We start from the raw sequence: 25034 nt of genomic DNA on the forward strand, positions 1-25034 counted from the left end.
CATGCGCCATATCCTGGCCAAGAGCCTCGCTCCCACCGACGGCGTGCGCGAATACATGGCGGCGCAGGAGAAGAAGTCGCTGCTGCGCTTCCTCACCTGCGGCTCGGTCGACGACGGCAAGTCGACGCTGATCGGCCGTCTTCTGTCCGACACAAAGCAGATCTTCGAGGACCAGCTCGCCGCACTCGAGCGCGATTCCCGCAAGCACGGCACCACTGGCGACGACATCGACTTCGCGCTTCTGGTCGACGGCCTCGAGGCCGAGCGCGAGCAAGGCATCACCATCGACGTCGCCTACCGCTTCTTCGCCACGCCCAAGCGCAAGTTCATCGTCGCCGACACCCCCGGCCATGAACAGTACACCCGCAACATGGCGACCGGCGCATCGACTGCCGATCTCGCCATCGTGCTGATCGATGCGCGCCAGGGTGTGCTGCGCCAGACCCGGCGCCACTCGATCATCGCTTCGCTGCTCGGCATCCGCCATATCGTGCTTGCCGTCAACAAGATCGACCTCGTCGATTTCGACCAGGCGGTGTTCGACCGTATCGTCGAGGATTACCGGCAGTTCTCGCACGAGCTCGGCTTCCAGACGATCGTGCCGATCCCGATGTCGGCCCGCTATGGGGACAATGTCACCAGCCGCTCCGGCAAGACGGCGTGGTATTCCGGCCCGTCGCTGATCGAGCATCTCGAAACCATATCGGTCGACGAGGCCGCGGTCGAACTGCCGTTCCGGTTTCCGGTGCAGTATGTCAACCGGCCCAATCTCGACTTCCGCGGCTTTGCCGGCACCATCGCGTCCGGCTCCGTCGCGCAGGGCGACGAGGTGGTGGTCGCCAAATCCGGCAAGGCCTCGCGGGTCAAGCGCATCGTCGCGCAAGGCGGCGATCTTGCCCAGGCGGTGGCCGGCCAGGCCATCACCCTTGTGCTCGATGACGAGGTCGAGGTCTCCAGAGGCAACATGCTGGTGTCGCCGGCGGCACGGCCGCAGGTCGCCGACCAGTTCGCCGCCAACATCGTCTGGTTCGACGAGGCAGCGCTGCTGCCGGGACGCTCCTATATACTGCGCACCGAGACCGACCAGACCAGCGCCACCGTCACCGACCTGAAATACCGCGTCAACGTCAACGACTTCGCTCGCGAGGCGGCGAAGTCGCTCGAGATGAACGAAGTCGGCATCTGCAATATCTCGACCCGGGCGCCGATCGCCTTCGACACCTTCGCCGACAACCGCGATACCGGCGCCTTCATCCTGATCGACCGCATCACCAATGCCACGGTCGGCGCCGGCATGATCCTGCATTCCTTGCGCCGCGCCGAAAACATCCATTGGCAGTCGCTCGATGTCGGCAAGCGCGGCCGCTCCGACCTCAAGAGCCAGCGCCCCGCCGTATTCTGGTTCACCGGTCTTTCCGGCTCGGGCAAGTCGACCATCGCCAATCTGCTTGAGAAGAAGCTGTTCGCTTCGGGGCGTCACACCTACATTCTCGACGGCGACAATGTCCGCCACGGCCTCAACCGCGATCTCGGCTTCACCGACGCCGATCGGGTCGAAAACATCCGCCGTGTCGCCGAAGTGGCAAAGCTGATGGCCGATGCCGGGCTGATCGTCATCGTCTCCTTCATTTCCCCCTTCAGCGCCGAGCGGCGCATGGCCAGGGAGTTGATGGCCGACGGCGAGTTCGTCGAAGTGTTCGTCGATACGCCGTTCGAGGAATGCGCCCGACGCGACCCGAAAGGCCTTTACGCACGGGCGCTGAATGGCGAGATCAAGAACTTCACCGGCGTCGATTCCCCGTATGAAGCTCCCGAAAATCCCGAAATCCATCTCAAGACACTCGGCAAGACGGCCGAGGAGATGGTAGAGGCTCTGGAACACTGGCTGAATGAGCGCGACATTGCCGAAGACCAATATGACAGCGGCGGCGGCATCTGACGACGAAGTGATGCTCGACGTGTTCGAGCGCCTGGCGCTCGAAGCCGGACGCGAGGTGATGCGGGTCTTCAAGGCCGGCTGCGCGGTCGACAGCAAGTCGGACTCCTCGCCGGTCACGGAAGCCGACCGCGAGAGCGAGACGATCATCCTCGCCGGCCTGCGTGCGGCCTATCCCGATGTTCCCTGCGTGGCCGAGGAAGAGGTCGCCGAAGGCATTGTGCCGCCCGATCTGGATGGCGCCTTCTTCCTGATCGATCCGCTCGATGGAACGAAGGAATTCGTCAACCGCCGGACCGATTTCACCGTCAACATCGCGCTTGTCCGGCACGGCGTGCCGGAGATCGGCGTCGTCTTCGCACCGTGCAGCGGGCGGTTCTTCTCTGGACGGCCGGGCTGGGCCGAAGCAATCGAGGTCGATGGCGACTTCCGTATCGTCGGCCGCCGGCGGATTTCGGTCAGGAGGGCGGTCACGCCGCTGGCGGTCGTTGCCAGCCGCTCGCACAACACCCCGGAGACCGAAGCCTTCATCAAGGATCTCGGCGCCGCCGAGATCGTCTCGGTCGGCTCATCGCTGAAATTCTGCCTGCTCGCCGCAGCCGAAGCCGACATCTATCCGCGCTTCGGCCGCACCATGGAATGGGACACGGCGGCCGGCGACGCCGTACTGCGCGCCGCCGGCGGCATGACGCGCACGCTGGACGGCGAGCCGCTCACCTATGGCAAGCGCAAACAGAGCGACGACGAGGATTTCGCCAACCCGCATTTTATTGCGAGCGGGAAGGCGGCGGACGCGGCGTAACTTACGCCGCCGCTACATGCGCCGAGTTCGAGCCAATGTAGTTGCGGATCGTCTCGATGATGCGGTCCTGGTCGGCTTCGCTGAGATAGGGATGCATCGGCAGGCACAGGATGCGCTTCGGCAGTTCCTCCGAAACCGCAAGCCCGGTCGGCGTGCGCGGATAGTCGCGATAGGCGACCTGCTCGTGCAGCGGCTTCACATAATAGATCACCGAAGGGATGCCCTTTTCGCCGAGATGCGCCCTCAACCCTTCGCGCTTCGGCGTCTCGATGGCGTATTGCGCCCAGGCCGAGCGGCCACCGCCCAGATTGCGTGACGCCTTGACGATGTCGCCGAGACCTTCGGCGTAGCGCTTGGCCACCACCTGGCGGGCGACCATCTCGTCTTCGAGGATGGCGAGTTTCTCGATCAGGATCGCCGCCTGGATCGTGTCGAGGCGTGAATTGATGCCGACGCGGACATTGTCATACTGCGTCTCGCCCTTACCGTGGAACGCAAACGAGCGCAGCTGGTCGGCCAGCGCGTCGTCATTGGTGAACATCGCGCCGCCATCGCCGTAGCAGCCCAGCGGCTTGGCCGGATAAAAGCTGGTCGAGCCGACATGGCCGAAGGCGCCGCACATTGTGCCGTCGGCCGAACCGCCGATCGACTGCGCCGCATCCTCGATCACCAGCAGCCCTTCGCGCCTGGCAATCGCCATGATCGCCTCGTAGTTGGCGGCAAGCCCAAATAAGTCGACGGGAATGATCGCCTTCGGCTTCAGCCGGCCTTCCTTCTTGATCATGGCGATCGCCGCCTCGAGGCTGGCTATGTCGATGTTATAGGTCTCGGCCTCGACATCGACGAACACTGGTTCGGCCTTGGCAAGCGCCACCACTTCCGCCGTCGCGGCAAAGGTGAAGCTCGGCACGAACACCGCGTCGCCGGGGCCGATACCGGCGGCAAACAGCGGCAACAGCAGCGCGTCGGTGCCGTTGGCGCAGGCCACGACATGCTTGGTGCCGATATAGGCTGCGAGCTTGTTTTCGAATTCGGTGACTTGCGGTCCGAGGATATAGCGGCCTTCCTCGACGACATTGTCGATCGCGGCCTTCAGCCGGTCGCGGATACGTTCGCGCTGCGCGCCAAGATCGATGAACTGCATGTCGGCCTCAAAACGGTGTGGTGCGGGCTGCCCCGGGGACAATGACACGCACAGAAACAACAACTTAACCGGGCCGCTGGTACCAGAGTTGGGCCGGTCTAGAAAGCCGGACCGGCCGCGGGACGGGTTGTCTAGGTGTCGCAGCCTGTTACTTCAGGCTTTCCCTGCATTGCCGCAAGATGCCGGAAATCCGGGCTTCGCCGCCTATTAATCCGGCTGATCAGTCCGTCTTTCCGGCTCGCGGAAACATAAAGTGATCGGCTGCTTGCAGCGGCTGGCGGCGGACTAAGCGTGGATCAGGCGATTTCGTGCCGCCAGGGCGGGTTGGCGCCGGCCCGCGACACGGTCACCGCCGCCGCTTTGGCGCCGAGCGCCAGCGCCTGACGGATGGCGTCCTCCGAAAGGCCGCCGATCCCGGCCTTGGTGAGCAGGCCTTGCTCGTGCAGCGAGGCCAGAATGCCGGCATTGAAAGTGTCGCCGGCGCCGACCGTGTCGACCACCTCCACCTTATGCGGCATCACCGTGACCTTGTGTTCCCTGCTGTAGCCGACGGCACCTTCGCTGCCGTGGGTAACGACGATCAGCTTCGGGCCGCGATCCAGCCAGTTGCGGATGACGTCCTCATGCGAGCCGGCCTCGCCGAACCAGTGCAGATCCTCATCCGATAGCTTCACGATGTCGGCCATCGCCATCATCGAGCGGATGCGCCGGAGGTGCTTGGCTTTGTCGGGGATGAAGTTCGGCCGGATGTTGGGGTCGAGCATCATTACGCGGCGTTCGTGCTCGCGTTTCATGAATTCTTCGTAGGCAGCACCCGCCGGGTCCGAAATCAGGCTGATGGCGCCAAACAGCATGGCTTCGATCTCGGCGCCCAGTTTCGGCAGATCCTCTGTCGTCAGCATGCGCCCGGCGGTGTTTTCGTCGTAGAAAGTGTAGGTCGCCTGGCCGTTGGTGAGCCGCACGAAGGCGAGCGTGGTCGGGCGAGGGGAGGTGTGCGCATAGGTGGAGCTGACCTTGCTTGCGCCGAGCGCCTCGCGGAACTGGCCGCCGAACAGATCCGACGACAGGCCGGAAAAGAAGCCGGCGGGCGCGCCGAGGCGGCCAAGCGCGATCGCCGTGTTGAACACCGCGCCGCCGACATAGGGCGCAAAGGCCGGCTCGCCCTGTGTCGTGGTGCGCGGCAGCATGTCGATCAGGGCTTCGCCGCAGCAGAGGATCATGATTTCTTGTTCTCCGGCGGATAGATCACGCCCTTGCGGATGATGATGTTGGCGTAGAGCCGGGGTTCGCTGGTCCCGACGATCGCATATGCCGACCGGACGCGTGCATAGAAGTCGGCGCCCGCCAGCGCAACCACCTTGCGGCCCGGCGCGCGCCTGGTGCAGATCGTTTCGATTTCATGGTGGACCGGATCGGCGACCGAGGGATCGCCTTTTACCGAGGCACGAAACAGCGCTTCCGGCACGAAGTCGTCCACCGGCAGCACGCTCAAAATGGCGTCAAGCACCGGTATGAGGTGAAGACCGTCGGCGCGGATCAGCCGGTTTGCCTGTTCTTCCGCCGGATAGTTGCCGTCGACGAGCGCGATCTCGTCGCCATGGCCCATGGCGCGCAATGTCGCCAGAAGCTCCGGACCGAGCAGCGACGGAATACCGATCAGCATTCAGATGCTCCTGGAAATCGTGGTCGAACCGATGAGGAAGCGTTCGGACAGCGGCAGGCTGGCGCCGCCCAGCGCGCGGGCATGGATGCCGACGGTGCCTTCGCGCACCACCGGAAGCTTCAGCCCTTCGCCATCGATCGTACCGATCGCCTGCCTGATCGCATCGACGAGCCGGCGCCGGACAGCGAGCGGCATCCAGCCGTCGATCACCGCGGCCTCGAAATCGATCACCGAGGACGCCGATACGATGGCATAGGCCAGCGCCTGAGCGGCATTGGCGATCCAGTCGTCGAGCTCGTGACCGATCTCGCCCCAATCCTCAGGCGACGTCCACAGATGCGAAGCCTCGACGCCGCGTGCGTTAAGCGCCTTTTCCAGCATGGCGATCGAGGCGACGTCGATGAGCTGCGTCGGCTTGCCGTCCGGCCCCGGCACCGGCATCGAACCCAGCGCCCCGGCATTTCCGGTTGGCCCGCCGAACAGCCGGCCGTTGAGCACGATGCCGCCGCCGGCAAAGGCGCCGATATAGAAATAGACGAAGTCGCGCGCCCCGCCGGTCTGGCCGAACACCAGTTCGGCGCCGCAGGCGGAGGTGGCGTCATTCTGCAGATAGACCGGGAATTCGCACTGCGCCTGGATGTCGGCACGGATGTCGCGATGGCGCCATTCGTCCATGATGTCGCGCGGCGCGCCGGCGGTGTCGGCCCAGTTCCACAGTTCGAACGGCATGGCGATGCCGAGCCCGGCAATGCGCTTGTCCTGCGCAGGTGTCAGTTCGGCGCGCATCGTCTTCATGCCTTCGGTGACGAACTCAACCGTCTCGCGCGGCGCCGGATAGCGGTAGGAGTGCTGCAGCATGGAACGCACAGTTCCGAGGAAATCGATCAGCACCAGTTCGGCGCTGCGGCGGCCGATCTTGAGGCCGATGAAGAAGGCGCCTTCGGGGTTCAGCGCCATCGGGATGGAGGGCTGGCCGATCTTGCCGCGCAACGGCGCCTGGCGCAGCAGCAGGCTGTCTTCCTCCAGTTCGCGCATGATGACCGAGACGGTCTGCGCTGAAAGCCCGGTCATGCGCGCAATGTCTGATTTGGCCAAGCTGCCGTGCTGGCGAACCAACGACAGCACCAGCCGCTCATTGTGGTCGCGCATGCCGCTCTGGTTGGTGCCACGGTGGAGACGGCTGGCGGCCGCCTCGGGCGAACCGTGCCTCGCAATGCCGGTCTCCACCCTTGTTCCTTCCCTTGGTTTATTCTTACTGCTTTTGCGGCAGAATGAGTGAACCGCGCAAAGCTGTCAATAATAAATAAGAGTGATTTAATTATTGACAGGCGGCTCCCGCTGGTGTCATTTGAGGGCGCGTCCACACTGGGAGAACTTCAGTGGATGCGCTCAAGATGCCGGTTGGCGGCATCCGCATGGTTCCATGGGAGGAAGATCGTGACCAAAGCTTTATTGAAGTCCACCGTGTTCGCCGCGGCGGGCCTCGGCCTGATGGCGTTTGCTTCGACAGCATCGGCCGCCGGCGTCGGCGCCTGCCTGATCACCAAGACCGACACCAACCCCTTCTTCGTCAAGATGAAGGAGGGCGCGACCGCCAAGGCCAAGGAACTTGGCGTCGACCTCAAGACCTATGCCGGCAAGATCGACGGCGACAGCGAGAGCCAGGTGGCGGCGATCGAAAGCTGCATCGCCGACGGCGCCAAGGGCATCCTGATCACCGCGTCCGACACCAAGGGCATCGTGCCGACGGTGAAGAAGGCGCGTGACGCCGGCCTGCTGGTGATCGCGCTCGATACCCCGCTGGACCCGATCGATGCCGCCGACGCGACCTTCGCGACGGACAATCTGGAAGCCGGCAAGCTGATCGGCGCCTGGGCAGCCGCGACCCTCGGCGACAAGGCCAAGGACGCCAAGATCGGTTTCCTCGACCTGACCCCCTCACAGCCGACCGTGGATGTGCTGCGCGACCAGGGCTTCATGATGGGCTTCGGCATCGACGTGAAGGATCCCAACAAGATCGGCGATGAGGACGATGCCCGCATCGTCGGCCACGACGTCACCAACGGCAATGAAGAAGGCGGCCGCAAGGCGATGGAAAACCTTCTGCAGAAGGACAACTCCATCACCGTCATCCACACCATCAACGAGCCCGCCGCTGTCGGCGCCTACCAGGCGCTCAAGGCGGTCGGTCTCGAAAGCCAGGTGCTGATCGTCTCGGTCGATGGCGGCTGCCCCGGCGTGAAGTCGGTGACCGAAGGCGTCATTGGCGCCACCTCGCAGCAATACCCGCTGCAGATGGCGGCACTCGGCATCGAGGCGATCGCCGCCTTCGCTAAGGACGGCGCCAAGCCGAAGCCGACCGAAGGCAAGAACTTCTTCGACACCGGCGTCAACCTCGTCACCGACAAGCCGGCCAATGGCGTGAAGTCGATCGACACCAAGGAAGGCCTCGCCAAGTGCTGGGGCTGATGGCTGCCTGACAGCCAGCGGCAAGCTGACGGCCGGGGGCTTGATCCCCGGCCGCTTCGGGTGGACGATGCGTCACGCGAATAATCCCGGCAGCAGACCGGACAGGCGCGAGCGGGTATCGGCATGGAGCTGAAGCCCAGGGGAGGAAACATGGCTCAAGCACAGGAATTCGAGAAGGTTCTCTCGAGCAGCGACACAAGCGTTGCCGCCTTTGACGAGCACAAATCGGCCGTCAAGCGCATCCAGCATTTCCTGCACTCCACGCCGGCGGCGGTGCCGCTGATTGTGCTGGTCCTGTCGATCGTAATTTTCGGCATCGCCATTGGCGGGCGTTTCTTCTCATCCTATACGCTGACGCTGATCCTGCAGCAGATCGCCATCGTCGGCATCCTCGGTGCCGCGCAGACACTGGTCATCCTGACCGCCGGCATCGACCTGTCGATCGGCGTGATCATGGTGATTTCAGCCGTGATCATGGGCAATTGCGCGGTCAGCTACGGCATGCCGGCCGTGCTCGCAGTGCCCATCGGGCTTGCCGCCGGCGCAGCCTGCGGCCTGCTCAACGGTTTGCTGGTCGCCTACATGAAGCTGCCGCCGTTCATCGTCACGCTCGGCACCTGGAACATCGTCATGGCGACGAACTTCATCTATTCGGCCAACGAGACGATCCGCGATACCGATGTCGACGCCCAGGCGCCGCTGCTGCATCTCTTTGCCCTGAGTTTCAAGATCGGCACGGCGGTGCTGACACTGGGCGTCATCGCCACGGTCGTGCTCGTTTTGATCCTCTGGTACGTGCTCAATCACACCGCCTGGGGCCGCCATGTCTACGCCGTTGGCGATGATCAGGAGGCGGCGAAGCTGTCTGGTATCCAGACCAAGAAAGTGTTGATGACGGTCTACACCCTTGCCGGGTTGATCGCCGCTTTCGCTGCCTGGGTTTCCATCGGCCGCAACGGCTCGATCTCGCCGTCAGCGGCCGTCACCGACTACAACCTGCAGGCGATAACCGCGACGGTGATCGGCGGCATTTCACTGTTCGGCGGGCGCGGCTCAATTCTGGGCACCCTTTTCGGCGCGATGATCGTCGGCGTCGTCTCGATGGGCCTCAACATGCTGGGCGCCGATCCACAATGGAAGGTGCTGCTCACCGGTGTGCTGATCATCGGCGCCGTGGCGATCGACCAATGGATCAGAAAGGTTTCGGCATGACCGTGGAACCCATCCTCACCGCGCGCGGCCTGATCAAGCGCTATGGCCGTGTCACCGCCCTCGACAATGCCGACTTCGACCTCTACCCCGGCGAAATCCTGGCCGTCATCGGAGACAATGGCGCCGGCAAATCATCGCTGATCAAGGCGATTTCCGGCGCCGCCGTGCCCGACGAAGGCGAGATCCGACTCGAAGGCAAAGCTGTCGCTTTTAAATCGCCCATGGAGGCGCGCGAGGCGGGCATCGAGACGGTCTACCAAAACCTGGCTTTGTCGCCGGCCCTGTCGATCGCCGACAACATGTTCCTCGGCCGCGAGATCCGCAAACCCGGCTTCCTCGGCGACTGGCTTCGCATGCTGGACCGGCCGGCAATGGAAAAGCGCGCCCGCGACAAGCTGACCGAGCTTGGCCTGATGACCATCCAGAACATCAGCCAGGCGGTGGAAACGCTGTCGGGCGGCCAGCGTCAGGGCGTGGCGGTGGCGCGCGCCGCCGCTTTCGGCAGCCGCGTGGTGATCATGGACGAGCCGACCGCGGCACTCGGCGTCAAGGAGAGCCGCCGCGTGCTGGAACTGATCCTCGATGTCAAGAAAAGAGGCCTGCCGATCGTGCTGATCTCGCACAACATGCCGCATGTCTTCGAAGTGGCCGACCGTATCCATATCCATCGGCTGGGACGTCGCCTCTGCGTCATCGATCCCAAGCAATATACCATGTCCGACGCCGTCGCCTTCATGACGGGAGCGAAGGTTCCGCCGGAGGCTGCACTCGCTGCCTGATCCGCTCGACGGATAAATTGCCGCAGGGGAACTGGCGGCATGCTGGTCTAAATCGATTGAACGTATGTTGCGATGCACTAGGATAGGCTGGGACTGAGAGCGAAAGCCGGTATGATCGCAGCACGATCACGAGAGGCAGTATGACGCGAACAATGACAGCCAAAGCCCCCGATCTCGAAATACCCGATCCCAAGACGCTGGCCGACGAAGTCTTGCTGGCTCTCAAATACCGGGTCGGCAAAGGCACGTCCGTTGCTACGCAATATGATTGGCTGACCGCCTCGATCAAGGTCGTGCGCGACCGCATCGTCGATCACTGGATGCAGGCGACGCAGGAGGCCTACGCCCAGCAGGAAAAGCGCGTCTATTACCTGTCGCTCGAATTCCTCATCGGCCGGCTTATGCGCGATGCCTTCTCCAATCTCGGCCTGATGGACAATATGCGAGAAGCGCTCAAGTCGCTGGGCGTCGACCTCGACCTCATCGCCGGGCTCGAACCGGATGCAGCGCTCGGCAATGGCGGTCTCGGCCGGCTCGCCGCCTGCTTCATGGAAAGCATGGCGACCGTCGACATTCCCGCGCATGGCTACGGCATTCGCTACGCCAACGGCATGTTCCGCCAGGAGATCCATGACGGCTGGCAGGTCGAACTGCCCGAAACCTGGCTCGACCACGGCAACCCCTGGGAGTTCGAGCGCCGCGAACGCGCCTTCGAAGTCGGCTTCGGCGGCTCGGTGGAATCGATCACCTCCAAGGATGGCCGGCTCGAACGTCACGTCTGGAAGCCGACCGAGCATGTCCAGGCCGTCGCCTACGACACCCCGGTGGTTGGCTGGCGGGCCAACCGCGTCAACACGCTGCGGCTTTGGTCCGGCATGCCGGTCGATCCGATCCTGCTCGACAAGTTCAACGCCGGCGACCACATCGGCGCGCTGGCCGAAAGCAACAAGGCCGATGCCTTGTCGCGCGTGCTTTACCCCGCCGATTCCCACAAGGCCGGCCAGGAACTGCGGCTGCGGCAGGAATATTTCTTCTCCACCGCATCGCTGCAGGACATCGTCCAGCGCCATCTCAGCCAGTATGGCGATCTCGCCTCGCTGCCCGACAAGGCGGCGATCCATCTCAATGACACCCATCCGGCGATCGCCGTGCCGGAGCTGATGCGCCTGCTGATGGACGTCCATGGCATGGATTTCGACCAGGCCTGGGATATTACCAAGCGCACCTTCGGCTACACCAACCACACGCTGCTGCCCGAGGCGCTGGAAAGCTGGCCGGTGCCGCTGTTCGAACGGCTTTTGCCGCGCCATATGCAGATCGTCTACGCCATCAATGCGCAGGTTTTGCTTGAGGCCCGCGCCACCAACCAGTTTTCCAATGAGCAGATCAGCCGCATCTCGCTGATCCAGGAAAATGGCGACCGCCGCGTGCGCATGGGTAACCTGGCCTTTGTCGGCTCGCACTCGATCAATGGCGTGTCGGCGTTGCACACCGAACTGATGAAGGAGACGGTGTTTGCCGATCTCCACAAGCTCTATCCCGATCGCATCAACAACAAGACCAACGGCATCACGCCACGGCGCTGGCTGATCCAGTGCAATCCAGGCCTCACCGCGCTCACCCGCGCGGCGATCGGGGACCGTTTCCTCGACGACATCGACGCCATCAAGGGGCTCGAAGCCTTTGCCGGTGACGCCGCCTTCCGCGACAAGTTCGCCGCCGTCAAGCGCTCCAACAAGGTCAAGCTCGCCAATCTGGTCGCCGACCGGCTCGGCATCAAGCTCGACCCGTCGGCGCTGTTCGACATCCAGGTCAAGCGCATCCACGAATACAAGCGCCAGCTGCTCAACATCCTGGAAGCGATCGCGCTCTACGATCAGATCCGCTCGCATCCCGAGCAGGACTGGATGCCACGTGTGAAATTCTTTGGTGGCAAAGCGGCGCCCAGCTACCACAATGCCAAGCTGATCATCAAACTGGCCAACGACGTCGCCAAGGTCATCAACAGCGACCCGTCGGTGCGCGGTCTGCTGAAAGTGGTGTTCGTGCCGAACTACAATGTCAGCCTGGCCGAGGTGATGATGCCGGCCGCCGACCTGTCCGAGCAGATTTCGACTGCCGGCATGGAGGCGTCGGGCACCGGCAACATGAAGTTCGCGCTGAACGGCGCCTTGACCATAGGCACGCTCGACGGCGCCAATGTCGAGATCAAGGAATGCGTCGGCGACGACAACATCTTCATCTTCGGCCTGAGCACGGCGGAAGTCGCCGAGCGGCGCAGCAATGGCTACAACCCGCGCGCCGTGATCGAGGGCTCCCCTGAATTGGCGCAGGCTGTTGCCGCAGTATCGTCGGGCGTGTTCTCGCCCGACCAGCCGGATCGCTACCGCGAGCTGGTCGACGGTCTCTACAACAGCGACTGGTTCATGGTGGCGGCGGATTTCGACGCCTATGCCGCCGCCCAGCGCGATGTCGACGCCGTCTGGCGCAACAGCCCCGATTGGTACGCGCGCGCTATCCGCAACGTTGCCCGCGTCGGCTGGTTCTCTTCCGATCGCACGATCCGCCAATATGCGAAAGAAATCTGGAACGTGCCCGCCTGATATGATTGCATGAGGCCACGACAATGGGTCTTGTGCACAAGAACTGGTTCCCAGGGAGGGACACCGCCTGATGAAGAAACCGCGCGCGACCGCGACGACGAGCGGGTCGGACGGGCTGGCGTCAGCCGGCGATGTCGCCGCAATTGTTGCAGGCACGCATGGCGATCCTTTTGCAATCCTGGGCGTGCATGATGCCGGCAAGAGCCTGGTTGCCCGCTGCTTCGTCCCCAATGCCGAGTTCGTCACCGCATACACGCTGGCCGGCAAGAACGCCGGCGAACTCACGCGGCGCGACGACGCCGGTTTCTTCGAAGGCAGACTGTCGATCAAGAAGCGTCAGCCGCTGCGCTATCACGCCAAGAATGCCGGCGGCGACTGGTGGCTGACCGATCCCTATTCCTTCGGCCCGGTACTCGGCCCGATGGATGATTATTACATCGCCCAAGGATCGCATCTCAGGCTGTTCGACAAGCTCGGCGCTCATCTCATCGATCACGAGGGCGCCTCCGGCGTACACTTCGCCGTCTGGGCGCCCAATGCGCGGCGTGTCTCGGTGGTCGGCGACTTCAACGAATGGGACGGCCGCCGGCACACGATGCGCGACCGCCGCGACACCGGCATCTGGGAGCTGTTCATTCCCGATATCGGCGCCGGCCACCCCTATAAATACGAGATCATTGCCCCCGACGGCGTGCGCCTGCCGCTCAAGGCCGATCCGTTCGCCTTCAAGTCTGAACTGCGCCCGGCCACAGCATCCGTGACGGCGGTGCCGCCGGCGCATGAATGGGGCGACGAGGCGCATCGCAATTACTGGCGAAAGGCCGATCCGCGGCGCGAAGCCATATCGATCTACGAGGTCCATGCCGGTTCGTGGCAGCAGCACGATGATGGCAGCTTCCTGTCATGGGACGAACTCGCCAACCAGCTCATCCCCTATGCTGTCGAGACCGGCTTCACCCACATCGAGTTCCTGCCGATCTCCGAACATCCCTATGACCCGTCATGGGGTTATCAGACAACCGGACTTTATGCCCCCTCGGCGCAATTCGGCGACCCCGACGGCTTCGCCCGTTTCGTCGACGGTGCGCACCGCGCCGGCGTCGGCGTCATCCTCGACTGGGTGCCGGCGCATTTCCCGGTCGACGCGCATGGCCTGGCCAATTTCGACGGCACAGCGCTTTATGAGCATGCCGATCCGCGCAAGGGTTTTCATCCCGACTGGAACACCGCGATCTACAATTTCGGCCGCCGCGAGGTGGTGTCGTTCCTCGTCAATAACGCGCTGTTCTGGGCCGAGAAATACCATGTCGACGGTTTGCGCGTGGATGCGGTGGCCTCGATGCTCTACCTCGATTATTCGCGCAAGGCCGGCGAGTGGATCCCCAACGAGAAGGGCGGCCGCGAAAACCTCGAAGCAGTCTCCTTCCTGCAGAAGATGAACAAGGAGGTCTACGGCCACCATCCCGGCGTGATGACCATCGCCGAGGAATCGACTTCATGGCCGAAGGTCTCGGCGCCGGTGCATGAAGGCGGGCTGGGCTTCGGCTTCAAATGGAACATGGGCTTTATGCACGACACGCTGGAGTATTTCGCCAAGGAGCCGATCTTCCGCAAACATCACCACAACGACCTGACCTTCGGCCTGACCTACGCCTTCTCCGAGAATTTCGTGCTGCCGCTGTCCCATGACGAGGTCGTGCACGGCAAGGGCACGCTGCTCGGCAAGATGGCCGGCGACGACTGGCAGAAGTTCGCGACTTTGCGCGCCTTCTATGCCTTCATGTGGGGCTATCCCGGCAAGAAGCTGTTGTTCATGGGCCAGGAATTCGCCCAGCGCCGCGAGTGGAGCGAGGCGCGCGCGCTCGACTGGAACCTGCTCGACTTCCACCCGCATCGCGGCGTCTGGCAGACGGTGCGCGACCTCAACTATCTCTACCGCTCGCGCCCGGCGCTGCATGCGCGCGACTGCGAGCCGGACGGCTTCTCCTGGCTGATCGTCGACGACAAGGAAAATTCGGTCTTCGCCTGGCTGCGCAGCGCGCCCGGCGGCAACCCGATCGCCGTCATTTCCAACTTCACGCCAGTGCCGCGCGACAATTATCGCGTGCCATTGCCCAAGGTCGGCAAATGGCGCGAAATCATCAACACCGACGCTTCGGACTACGGTGGTTCGGGCAAGGGCAATGGCGGTGTGGTCGAAGCCAGGGCGGAAGGAGGAGGCATTTCGGCAACGATGCTTTTGCCGCCGCTGTCGACGATCATGCTTGAACTCGTTGCGGGCTAGGTCCGTCAACTCGTTTCGGATTAGGTCCGTCGACTCGTTGCGGACCGGGCGATGCTCCAGACTGGTAATTTGGGAGGGTAAAAATGGCAGACTTGAAGAGAACCCAGCCGCTGGCGCGCGATGCCATGGCCTATGTGCTGGCCGGCGGCCGCGGCAGCCGGCTTAAGGAATTGACCGACCGCAGGGCCAAGCCGGCCGTCTATTTCGGCGGCAAGACGCGCATCATCGATTTCGCGCTGTCCAATGCGCTGAATTCCGGCATTCGTCGCCTCGGTGTCGCCACCCAGTATAAGGCGCATTCGCTGATCCGCCACCTGCAGCGCGGCTGGAACTTCCTGCGCCCGGAGCGAAACGAAAGCTTCGACATCCTGCCGGCCTCGCAGCGTGTCTCGGAAACCCAGTGGTATGAAGGCACCGCCGACGCCGTCTACCAGAACATCGACATCATCGAGGCCTATGGCCCTGAATATATGGTGATCCTGGCCGGCGACCATATCTACAAGATGGACTACGAGCTGATGCTGCGCCAGCACGTCGACGCTAATGCCGACGTCACTGTTGGTTGCCTCGAAGTGCCGCGCTTGGAAGCGACCGGCTTCGGTGTCATGCATGTCGACGGCAAGGACAACATCATCGCGTTCGTCGAAAAGCCCGCCGACCCGCCCGGCATTCCCGACAAGCCGGAATTCGCGCTGGCCTCCATGGGCATCTATGTCTTCAAGACCAAGTTCCTGATGGAACAACTGCGCCGCGATGCGGCCGAGCCGGGTTCGAGCCGCGACTTCGGCAAGGACATCATCCCCTACATCGTCCAGCACGGTAAGGCGATCGCGCATCGCTTCGCCAAGTCCTGCGTGCGCTCGACGGCCGAGAACGAAGCCTATTGGCGCGATGTCGGCACGGTCGACGCCTACTGGGAAGCCAATATCGACCTTACCGACATCACTCCCGAACTCGACCTCTACGACCGCGACTGGCCGATCTGGACCTATGCCGAATTGAAGCCGCCGGCAAAGTTCGTGCATGACGAGGATGGCCGGCGCGGTTCGGCCGTCTCCTCGCTGGTCTCAGGCGACTGCATCGTCTCGGGTGCTTCGCTGAAGCGCAGCTTGATCTTCACCGGGGCGCGCATCAACTCCTATTCGACGCTGGAAGAGGTCGTCATGCTGCCCGACGTTCATGTCGGCCGGAACGCAAAGTTGAAGCGCGTCGTCATCGACCACGGTGTAAGGATACCGGAGGGGCTGGTGGTTGGCGAAGACCCTGTTCTCGACGCCAAGCGTTTCCGGGTCTCGGAAAAGGGCATCTGCCTGGTCACGCAGGACATGATCGACAAGCTGAAGCTGTAAGACGGGATACCATAAACGCATGCAGGTTCTGTCGGTCACGCCCGAGATATTCCCGCTGATCAAGACCGGCGGACTTGCCGATGTGACCGGTGCATTGCCGATCGCGCTGGCCGCCAAGGGCGTGACCATGCGCACGCTCATCCCCGGCTTTCCCCAGGTGATGGACGCCTTCAAGAAAAAGAAGGCTGTCTACCAATACCCGCTGCTGCAGGGCGGCAAGGCTTCGGTCCATGCCGTCAAGATCGCCGGGCTCGACCTGTTCGTGCTCGACGCGCCGCATCTCTACGACCGTCCCGGCGGCCCTTACGGCAATGCGGCCGGCGCCGATTGGCCCGACAATTGGCGGCGCTTCGCAGCGTTGAGCCAGGTCGGCGGCGATATCGCCGGCGGCGCCATCTCCGGCTACCAGCCCGACCTGGTGCACGCCCATGACTGGCAGTCGGCGATGACGCTGGCTTACATGCGCTACGGCAAGGCGGTCGGCGTACCGTCGCTGATCACCGTTCACAACCTTGCCTTCCAGGGTCAGTTCGGCGCCGGCATTTTTGGCGAGCTCGGCTTGCCGGCCGCGGCGATGGCGCTTGACGGCGTCGAATATTATGGCGGCGTCGGCTTCCTCAAGGCCGGCCTGCAGGCGGCCTGGGCGATCACCACGGTGAGCCCCACCTATGCCCAAGAAATCCGCTCGCCGGAATTCGGCATGGGCCTCGACGGCCTCATCAACATGCGCTCTTCCGACCTCTACGGCATCGTCAACGGCATCGACACCGACATCTGGAACCCGGAGACTGACAAGCATCTGGTGTCGGCCTACTCCGCCGCGACGCTGAAGGCTCGCCTTCCCAACCGGGCGGTTGTCGAGGACCGCTTCAGCCTCGAGCGCGACGACAGTCCGATCGTCTGCGTCGTCAGCCGGCTGACCTGGCAGAAGGGCATGGACATACTGGCGGCTGTGGTCGATGGCGTCGTCGCCACCGGCGCGCGGCTGGCGATCCTTGGCTCAGGCGACGCCGGCCTGGAAGGCGCGCTGCTGGCTGCCACCGCCCGCCATCGCGGCCGTGTCGGCGTCGTCGTCGGCTATGACGAGGGGCTTTCCCACGCCATGCAGGGCGGCTGCGACGCCATCGTCATCCCGTCGCGCTTCGAGCCTTGCGGGCTGACCCAGCTTTACGGCCTGCGCTATGGCTGCGTGCCGGTCGTCGCCCGCACCGGCGGCCTTGCCGACACCATCATCGACGCCAATGAAGCAGCGATCTCGGCCGGTGTCGCCACCGGCTTCCAGTTCGCGCCCAACAATGGCGGCGCCATGCTGCACGCCATCCGCCGGCTGGTCGATGCGCATTCGAGCCCGGCCGTCTGGGAACAGATCCAGCGCCAGGGTATGAAGGCCGATGTCTCCTGGGACAAGAGCGCCGACAAATACGTTGAACTCTACCGCCTGCTGCTTTCGAAAAGGGTTGCCTGAAGCATGATCCGGACCGTCGCCACCAAACCCTATCTCGACCAGAAACCCGGCACGTCCGGCCTGCGCAAGAAGGTGCCTGTCTTTCAGCAGGAGCACTATGCCGAGAACTTCATCCAGTCGATCTTCGACGCGCTGGAGGGCTTTGAGGGCAAGACGCTGGTGATCGGCGGCGACGGCCGCTTCTACAACCGCGAGGTCATCCAGAAGGCCATCGCCATGGCGGCGGCCAACGGCTTCGGCAAGGTGATGGTCGGGCAGGGCGGCATATTGTCGACGCCGGCGGCGTCGCATGTCATCCGCAAATACAAGACCTTCGGCGGCATCATCCTGTCGGCCAGTCACAATCCGGGCGGCCCGCACGAGGATTTCGGCATCAAGTACAATGCCGGCAATGGCGGCCCGGCGCCGGAAAAGCTGACCGACGCGATCTTCGAAAAGACCAAGACGATTTCGAGCTTCAAGACCGCCGACATCGACCAGATCGACATCGACAAGATCGGCACGGTGACCGCCGGCGGCATGGCGGTCGAGATTATCGACCCGGTCACCGACTATGCCGAATTGATGGAGAGCCTGTTCGACTTCGACGCCATCCGCGCCAATTTCAAATACGGCTTCCGCATGCGCTTCGACGCCATGCATGCGGTCACCGGCCCGTATGCCAAGGAAATTCTCGAGCGCCGGCTCGGCGCGGAGAATGGCACCTGCCGCAACTACAAGCCGCTGCCGGATTTTGGCGGCCATCACCCGGATCCGAACCTGGTCCACGCCAAGCATCTCTATGACGAGATGATGGGACCGGATGCGCCCGATTTCGGGGCGGCTTCCGACGGCGACGGTGACCGCAATCTCATCATCGGCAAGGGCATTTTCGTCACCCCGTCGGATTCGGTGGCCATGCTTGCCGCCAATGCGCAGTTGGCGCCCGGCTACAAGGACGGCCTCAAAGGCATCGCCCGCTCGATGCCGACCAGCGGCGCGGCCGACCGCGTCGCCGAAAAGCTCGGCATCGGCATCTACGAAACGCCGACCGGTTGGAAGTTCTTCGGCAATCTGCTCGATGCCGGCATGGCAACGATCTGCGGCGAGGAAAGCGCCGGCACGGGCTCGAACCATGTCCGTGAAAAGGACGGGCTGTGGGCGGTGCTGTTGTGGCTGAACATCCTGGCCGTGCGCGGCGAAAGCTGCAAGGACGTCGTCACCGAACATTGGGCGACCTACGGCCGCAATTACTATTCACGTCATGACTATGAGGAGGTCGAAACCGAGCGCGCCAACGCCTTGGTCGACGAGTTGCGCGCCAAGCTCGCTTCGCTGCCCGGCACCAGCGTGCGCGGACTGAAGATCGCCAATGCTGACGACTTCGCCTATCACGATCCCGTCGACGGTTCGGTGAGCAAGAACCAGGGCATCCGCATCCTGTTCGAAGGCGGCTCGCGTGTCGTGTTTCGTTTGTCCGGCACCGGCACGTCGGGTGCTACGCTGCGCGTCTACATCGAGCGCTACGAGCCGGACAGAGCGCGGCATGATCTCGACACGCAAGAGGCGCTCGCTGACCTGATCGCGGCTGCCGATGATATCGCCGGGATCAAGAGCCACACCGGGCGCAACAAGCCGAGCGTGATTACTTGAGGGTGGTGACGTCTTTACCCTCCCCCTTGTGGGGAGGGTCGATCCGCGCAGCGGATCGGGTTGGGGGTGCTCGTAAAGCGCTTTCCCCGCGCCGACCCCCACCCCGCTCACTTGGTTCGCGACCCTCCCCACAAGGGGGAGGGTGGAGGATGCGCCGATGACCCAACTCGGCGCAAAGGTCACTCCCGAAGGCATCCGTTTTGCCGCCTGGTCGTCCTCGGCGCGGCGGCTCTGGGTGTCGATCTTCGACGACACCGGCGCCCGCGAAATCGACCGGCTCGAACTCCAGCCGGAAAGCGAAGGCGTCCATGCGCTGTTCGTCGCCGGCCTTGCCGCGGGTACGCGCTACGGCTTTCGCGCCGACGGCGAATATGCGCCGGAGCGCGGGCTGTGGTTCGATCCCGACAAGCTGCTCACCGATCCCTACGCCGTCGAGATCGACCGGCCCTACCAGCATCATTGGCGGCTTGCCGCCCGGCGCAACGAAGGCGCCGACACCGCGCCACTGATGCCGAAGACCATCGCGCGGGCTCAACCGAAGCCGCTGCCGGCCAAGCCGCCTTTGTTCCAGCCAGGCGGCCTGATCTACGAACTCAACGTCCGCTCCTTCACCAGGCTGCATCCGGACGTACCGGAAGCGCAGCGCGGCACCATTGCAGCCCTTGCCCATCCGGCTATCGTCGAACATCTCAAGAAGATCGGCGTCTCCGCCGTTGAGCTAATGCCCGTGACGGCATGGGTCGATGAGCGCCATTTGCCGCCGCTGGGCCTCAGCAATGCCTGGGGCTACAACCCAGTCACCTTCATGGCGCTCGACCCGCGCCTGGCGCCCGGCGGCATCGCCGAGTTGCGCGATACTGTGGGGGTGCTGCGCAGGGCTGGCATTGGCACCATCCTCGATCTCGTCTTCAATCATACCGGCGAAAGTGACCGGCTCGGGCCGACGCTGTCGCTGCGCGGCCTCGACAATCAAGCCTACTACCGCAGCGAGCCGGACGGCAGGTTGGCCAACGACACCGGCACCGGCAACACGGTCGCCTGCGATCATCCGGTCGTTCGCGGCATGGTGCTCGACACGCTGCGCCATTTCGTCCGCCATGCCGGCGTCGACGGTTTCCGCTTCGACCTGACGCCGGTCCTCGGCCGCGTCGCTGGCGTATTCGATCCGGCGGCCCCGTTGCTCGAGACCATCGCTGGCGATCCTCTGCTTGCCGATAGGGTGCTGATCGCCGAGCCGTGGGACATCGGCCCGAATGGCTATCAGCTCGGCAATTTCCGGCCGCCTTACCTCGAATGGAACGACCGCTACCGCGACGACGTCAGGCGCTTCTGGCGCGGCGATGCCGGCGCGGTCGGTGCGCTGGCGACAAGGCTCGCCGGCTCCTCCGATGTGTTCGGCAGGGAGGGCCAATCCGCCAGCCGCACGGTCAACTTCATCGCCGCACACGATGGCATGACGCTGGCCGATATCGTCGCCTATGAAGCCAAGCACAACCAGGCCAATGGCGAGAAGAACCGCGACGGCCACAATGAGAACCTGTCCTGGAACAACGGCGTCGAGGGCGAAACCTCGGACAAGGCGATTGCCGAGGCCCGTTCCCATGATCGCTTCGCGCTGCTCGCCACTCTGTTTGCCTCGCGCGGCACCATCATGCTGACGGCGGGCGATGAATTCGGCCGCACGCAAGGGGGCAACAACAACGCCTATGCGCAGGACAACGCCATCACCTGGCTCGACTGGGCCGGGCGCGACGTCGGGCTGGAAGCCCATGTGTCCGCGCTCGCAGCTCTGCGCGGCGCGGTGCCGGCGCTTTCCGATACGCGCTTCCTGACCGGAGAGCCGCCGGACGGTTCTGATGTGCCCGACGTCGCCTGGCTGACCGAGACCGGCGCGCCGCTCGGCGAAGCCGACTGGAACGATGGCTCGCGCCATCGCCTCGTCATGCTGCTCGGCGATGGCGGGGAAGGCCGCCTGGCTGTGATCGTCAATGGCGATCGCCGCCAATGCGTCTTCACGCTGCCCGCGCGGCAAGGGTTTGAATGGCAGCCGGCTGTTGAAGCGCAAGCGGTCGACCTCGCGTGGCCGCTGCCCGGCCGCAGTGTCAGTTTCATGATCGAGCGCCGGACCGCAAAGGCCCGCGCCAGGAAGGGTCCGTGATGGCCGACGACAATGCCCAGCCGGGACCCGAACAGAGCGCCGACTGGTGGCGCGGCTGCGTCATCTACCAGATCTATCCTCGCTCCTTCCAGGACACCACCGGCGACGGCAGCGGCGACCTCTCAGGCATCACCTCACGGCTGGCGCACGTCGCCTCGCTCGGCGTCGACGCCGTCTGGCTGTCGCCCTTCTTCAAATCGCCAATGGCCGATATGGGCTACGACGTCTCCGATTATCAGGCGGTCGATCCGATGTTCGGCACGCTCGACGACTTTGACGCGCTGGTTGCCGAGGCGCACAGGCTCGGCCTGAAGGTGATCATCGATCAGGTGTTGTCGCACTCCTCCGACAAGCACGAATGGTTTGTAGAGAGCCGTGCCAGCAAGGATAATCCCAAGGCTGACTGGTATGTCTGGGCCGACACCAGGCCGGACGGCAACGCGCCTAACAACTGGCTGTCGGTCTTCGGCGGCCCGGCCTGGGAGTGGGACGCGACCCGCCGGCAATACTACATGCACAATTTCCTCGCCTCGCAGCCGGACCTCAACTTCCACAATCCTGAGGTCCAAGACGCGTTGTTGCAGACGGTGCGGTTCTGGCTCGAGCGCGGCGTCGACGGCTTCCGCCTGGATACGGTCAACTACTATGTCCACGACCGCTGGCTGCGCAGCAATCCGCCGCTGGCGTCGAGCGTCGCCGGCACCAATGGCGAAACCAACACCTATCTCTTCCAGGAGCATCTGTTCGACAAGACGCAACCGGAAAACCTCGGTTTCCTCAGGCGCTTCCGCGCTTTGCTCGACGAATATGACGGCCGCGCCAGTGTCGGGGAGGTCGGCGACGAAGGCCGTTCGCTGCAGACGCTGGCCGCCTACACATCCGGCGGCGACAAGCTCAACATGTGCTACACCTTCGACCTGCTCGGTCAGCAATTCTCAGCCGCCCATGTGCGCGGCTGCGTCGAGGCCTTCGAGGCAGCTGTCGCCGACGGCTGGGTCTGCTGGGCGTTCTCCAACCACGATGTCGTGCGCCATGTCAGCCGCTGGACGCGGCCGGGCGGCGATCCAGATGCGGTGGCGACATTCGCTATCGCTTTGCTCTCCTGCCTGCGGGGCTCGATCTGTCTCTACCAAGGCGAAGAGCTTGGGCTGGAGGAGGCGGAACTGACCTTCGAGGATCTGCGCGATCCCGTCGGCATCCGTTTCTGGCCGGGGGTCAAAGGCAGGGACGGCTGCCGCACACCGATGGTCTGGGAGGCGGGCGCCGACAATGCCGGTTTTTCCTCGGGAAAACCCTGGCTGCCGGTGCCGGAAAGCCACCGCGCTCGGTCGGTCGATATCCAGAACGCCGACGACAAGTCCGTGCTCGCCGGCTACCGGACGATGCTCGCCTTGCGCAAGGCGCATCTGGCGCTGGTCAAGGGCCCGATCCGCTTTCTCGATACCGACGGCGATGTCCTTGCCTTCATCCGGCAGGGCGAGGACGAGATATTGCTCTGCGTCTTCAATTTCGCCGACAAGCCGGCCGACTGGCGGCTGCCGCCGGATCTCCAGCCTGTCGAGGCGATCGCTCTGGGTGGCGGTGCCGTCCTGCAGGAGGAGGGGCTGTTGCTGCCGGCCCTGGGCTGGTTTGTCGGCAAGGTAGGCTGATCTTCAGGGACGCCGTCCGGCGTCAACAAAGATCGTGTCCGCATGCAACCGTGCCGAGTGATCCGTGCAACGCCACCGGCGCCATGTTTTTCATTTTCGGGCTTCTTCGGTACTTTCGTCGAGCTTGGCCACGAACGGCATTCCTGGAATGTTTCCAGATGGTTGCGCCAATTACAACTGCTGAGGGCAAAACGCAAAATTACAGGACAACCGCAAGCTGCACCCAATTGAACCTGGTAATATAGATTAGCTATGGCTGGTTTAGGGTGAGGATGCTCACTTAGCGTCAAGCAAGACTCGGTTGAAATAATATTTCCGTCTGTCTAGTCTCCTGCCACCAGCTGCCGGAACGGGAACCGGCGGCGCGCTCGAAGGGGCCAGAAATCGGTTCCGGGGCGTCAACACTCGTAAGGCGCAGCCGATGGGCAGCGCCACAGGGAGAGACTTCATGCTGAAAAATATGCTGAAGGCGACGCTTGTCGCCGCGACCATGACCTTTGCCGCAGGCACGTTCCTGACGCCGGTCCTTGCCGAGACCGTCTATAACAGAGGCAGCGCCGCCGAAGCGGAGACGGTCGATCCGCACAAGACCTCGACCGTCTACGAAGCCGATATCATACGCGACCTGTTCCAGGGACTGGTCATGCACGATCAGAAGACGAACCTCATCCCGGGCGCCGCCGAAAGCTGGACGGTATCTGATGACGGCACCGTCTACACCTTCAAGCTGCGCAAGGACGGCTTGTGGTCGGATGGCAGCCCGGTGACGGCGGACGACTTCGTCTATTCCTTCCGTAGGCTGGAGGATCCGGCGACCGCCGCCGAATACGCTTCCATGCTCTATCCCGTGAAGAACGCCGAGGAAGTCAACACCAAGAAAGGCAAGCCCGAGGACATGGGCGTCAAGGCGATCGACGCCAACACCCTGGAAGTGACGCTGAAGGCGCCGACGCCATACTTCCTGGAGATGCTGACCCACCAGGCTACCTACCCGGTCAACAAGGCCTCGATCGACAAGCTCGGCGCCGACTGGATCAAGGCGGGCAATCTCGTTTCGAACGGCGCCTATACATTGGCCGAGTGGATTCCCAACGACCACATGAAGCTGGTCAAGAATCCGAAATTCTGGGATGCCGCGACCGTCAAGATGGACGTCGTCAACTACATCCCGACCGAAGACCGCTCTTCGGCGATGAAGCGCTTCGAGGCCGGCGAACTCGACAGCTACGGCGACCTGCCGACCGAACAGCTCGCTGACCTCAAGACCAAGTTCGGCGATCAGGTCCGCGTCGGACCGTATCTCGGCACCTATTATTACGCGATCAAGACCGACAAGGCGCCCTGGGACAATGTCGAGCTGCGCAACGCCATCTCGATGGCTATCGACCGCGACTTCCTGGCCGAAAAGGTCTGGCAGAATTCCATGCTGCCTGGCTATTCGATGGTGCCTCCGGGCATCGCCGGCTACACGCCGGCAATGGCCAAATACGCCGACATGCCGCAGATCGACCGCGAGGACGCCGCCAAGAAGATCCTTGAGAAACTCGGCTATACGCCCGAGCATCCGCTGAAGATGGAGATCCGCTACAACACCTCGGAAAACCACAAGAACACCGCGGTTGCCATCCAGGAACAGTTGAAGCCGCTTGGCGTCGAGATCACGCTGCTCAACACCGATACCAAGACCCACTATTCCTTCCTCGAGCAGAAGGGCAACTACGACGTGGCGCGTGCCGCCTGGATCGCCGACTACAAGGATCCCGAGACCTTCCTCGGCATCACCCGCAAGGCCAGCGGCAACAACTATTCGAACTACGTCAGCCCGGCATATGAGGCGGCCATGGACAAGGCCGCGGCTGCCGGCGGCAAGCCGGAAGAGCGCATGAAGG

General features: G+C 63.5%; 16 protein-coding genes and 1 pseudogene. 13 read left to right on the forward strand and 4 right to left on the reverse strand.

The genetic code is table 11. From position 1 onward, the window contains the following. The first annotated feature begins 1 nt into the window (after position 1). Positions 2 to 1939, forward strand: a complete 1938-nt coding sequence (gene cysN, locus AC3EML_RS13285) for a sulfate adenylyltransferase subunit CysN (protein WP_023670718.1) — start codon at positions 2 to 4, stop codon at positions 1937 to 1939. Positions 1940 to 1949: 10 nt separating this feature from the next. Further along, positions 1950 to 2738 carry a 3'(2'),5'-bisphosphate nucleotidase CysQ gene (cysQ, locus tag AC3EML_RS13290; RefSeq protein WP_352459697.1) on the forward strand — a complete coding sequence of 263 codons (789 nt, stop codon included), beginning with the start codon at positions 1950 to 1952 and terminating at the stop codon, positions 2736 to 2738. 1 nt (position 2739) lies between these two features. On the opposite strand, the gene AC3EML_RS13295 is transcribed toward cysQ, so the two are convergent. From AC3EML_RS13295 to AC3EML_RS13310, 4 genes are all read right to left on the reverse strand, one after another. Further along, a complete protein-coding gene (locus tag AC3EML_RS13295) occupies positions 2740 to 3882 on the reverse strand; it encodes a DegT/DnrJ/EryC1/StrS family aminotransferase (RefSeq protein WP_352512846.1) in 1143 nt (380 codons plus the stop codon). Between the two features lie 296 nt (positions 3883 to 4178). Next, positions 4179 to 5102 (reverse strand): carbohydrate kinase family protein, encoded by a 924-nt coding sequence (locus AC3EML_RS13300; protein WP_023684582.1) that lies wholly within the window; start codon positions 5100 to 5102, stop codon positions 4179 to 4181. Further along, positions 5099 to 5545 (reverse strand): RbsD/FucU family protein, encoded by a 447-nt coding sequence (locus AC3EML_RS13305; protein WP_023684581.1) that lies wholly within the window; start codon positions 5543 to 5545, stop codon positions 5099 to 5101. Before AC3EML_RS13305 ends, AC3EML_RS13300 begins: the two co-directional genes overlap by 4 nt. Further along, positions 5546 to 6772 carry an ROK family transcriptional regulator gene (locus AC3EML_RS13310; RefSeq protein WP_023702241.1) on the reverse strand — a complete coding sequence of 409 codons (1227 nt, stop codon included), beginning with the start codon at positions 6770 to 6772 and terminating at the stop codon, positions 5546 to 5548. It abuts the gene before it with no gap. A gap of 264 nt (positions 6773 to 7036) precedes the next feature. Between AC3EML_RS13310 and AC3EML_RS13315 the strand changes: the two genes are divergently transcribed. From AC3EML_RS13315 to AC3EML_RS13365, 11 genes and pseudogenes are all read left to right on the forward strand, one after another. After that, entirely contained in the window at positions 7037 to 8014 is a 978-nt protein-coding gene (locus AC3EML_RS13315) for a sugar ABC transporter substrate-binding protein (protein ID WP_081725578.1), read from the forward strand. 150 nt (positions 8015 to 8164) lie between these two features. Next, on the forward strand, positions 8165 to 9226 hold the full coding sequence (locus tag AC3EML_RS13320) for an ABC transporter permease (protein ID WP_023670725.1): 1062 nt from the start codon (positions 8165 to 8167) through the stop codon (positions 9224 to 9226). Then, positions 9202 to 10005, forward strand: coding sequence for an ATP-binding cassette domain-containing protein (locus AC3EML_RS13325; protein WP_245269849.1), 804 nt, complete (start codon positions 9202 to 9204; stop codon positions 10003 to 10005). Before AC3EML_RS13320 ends, AC3EML_RS13325 begins: the two co-directional genes overlap by 25 nt. Positions 10006 to 10145: 140 nt before the next feature. Next, entirely contained in the window at positions 10146 to 12608 is a 2463-nt protein-coding gene (locus AC3EML_RS13330; RefSeq protein WP_023687197.1) for a glycogen/starch/alpha-glucan phosphorylase, read from the forward strand. 70 nt (positions 12609 to 12678) lie between these two features. Continuing rightward, positions 12679 to 14892 (forward strand): 1,4-alpha-glucan branching protein GlgB, encoded by a 2214-nt coding sequence (gene glgB, locus AC3EML_RS13335; RefSeq protein ID WP_488505233.1) that lies wholly within the window; start codon positions 12679 to 12681, stop codon positions 14890 to 14892. 83 nt (positions 14893 to 14975) lie between these two features. Next, on the forward strand, positions 14976 to 16241 hold the full coding sequence (gene glgC / locus AC3EML_RS13340; RefSeq protein WP_023715696.1) for a glucose-1-phosphate adenylyltransferase: 1266 nt from the start codon (positions 14976 to 14978) through the stop codon (positions 16239 to 16241). A gap of 19 nt (positions 16242 to 16260) precedes the next feature. Next, complete coding sequence (glgA, locus tag AC3EML_RS13345; RefSeq protein WP_023670730.1) at positions 16261 to 17706, forward strand: glycogen synthase GlgA; 1446 nt, start codon at positions 16261 to 16263, stop codon at positions 17704 to 17706. A 3-nt stretch (positions 17707 to 17709) separates the two neighbouring features. Beyond that, complete coding sequence (locus AC3EML_RS13350) at positions 17710 to 19338, forward strand: alpha-D-glucose phosphate-specific phosphoglucomutase (protein WP_352512842.1); 1629 nt, start codon at positions 17710 to 17712, stop codon at positions 19336 to 19338. Between the two features lie 157 nt (positions 19339 to 19495). Then, complete coding sequence (gene glgX / locus AC3EML_RS13355) at positions 19496 to 21496, forward strand: glycogen debranching protein GlgX (RefSeq protein WP_352521898.1); 2001 nt, start codon at positions 19496 to 19498, stop codon at positions 21494 to 21496. Further along, positions 21496 to 23145, forward strand: coding sequence for a beta-galactosidase BglA (bglA, locus tag AC3EML_RS13360; RefSeq protein ID WP_352521897.1), 1650 nt, complete (start codon positions 21496 to 21498; stop codon positions 23143 to 23145). Before glgX ends, bglA begins: the two co-directional genes overlap by 1 nt. 643 nt (positions 23146 to 23788) lie before the next feature. Beyond that, positions 23789 to 24934 (forward strand): annotated as a pseudogene (locus AC3EML_RS13365) (peptide ABC transporter substrate-binding protein); the annotation flags it as partial. Positions 24935 to 25034 lie beyond the last annotated feature (100 nt).

The organism is Mesorhizobium sp. P170090, from assembly GCF_057786115.1.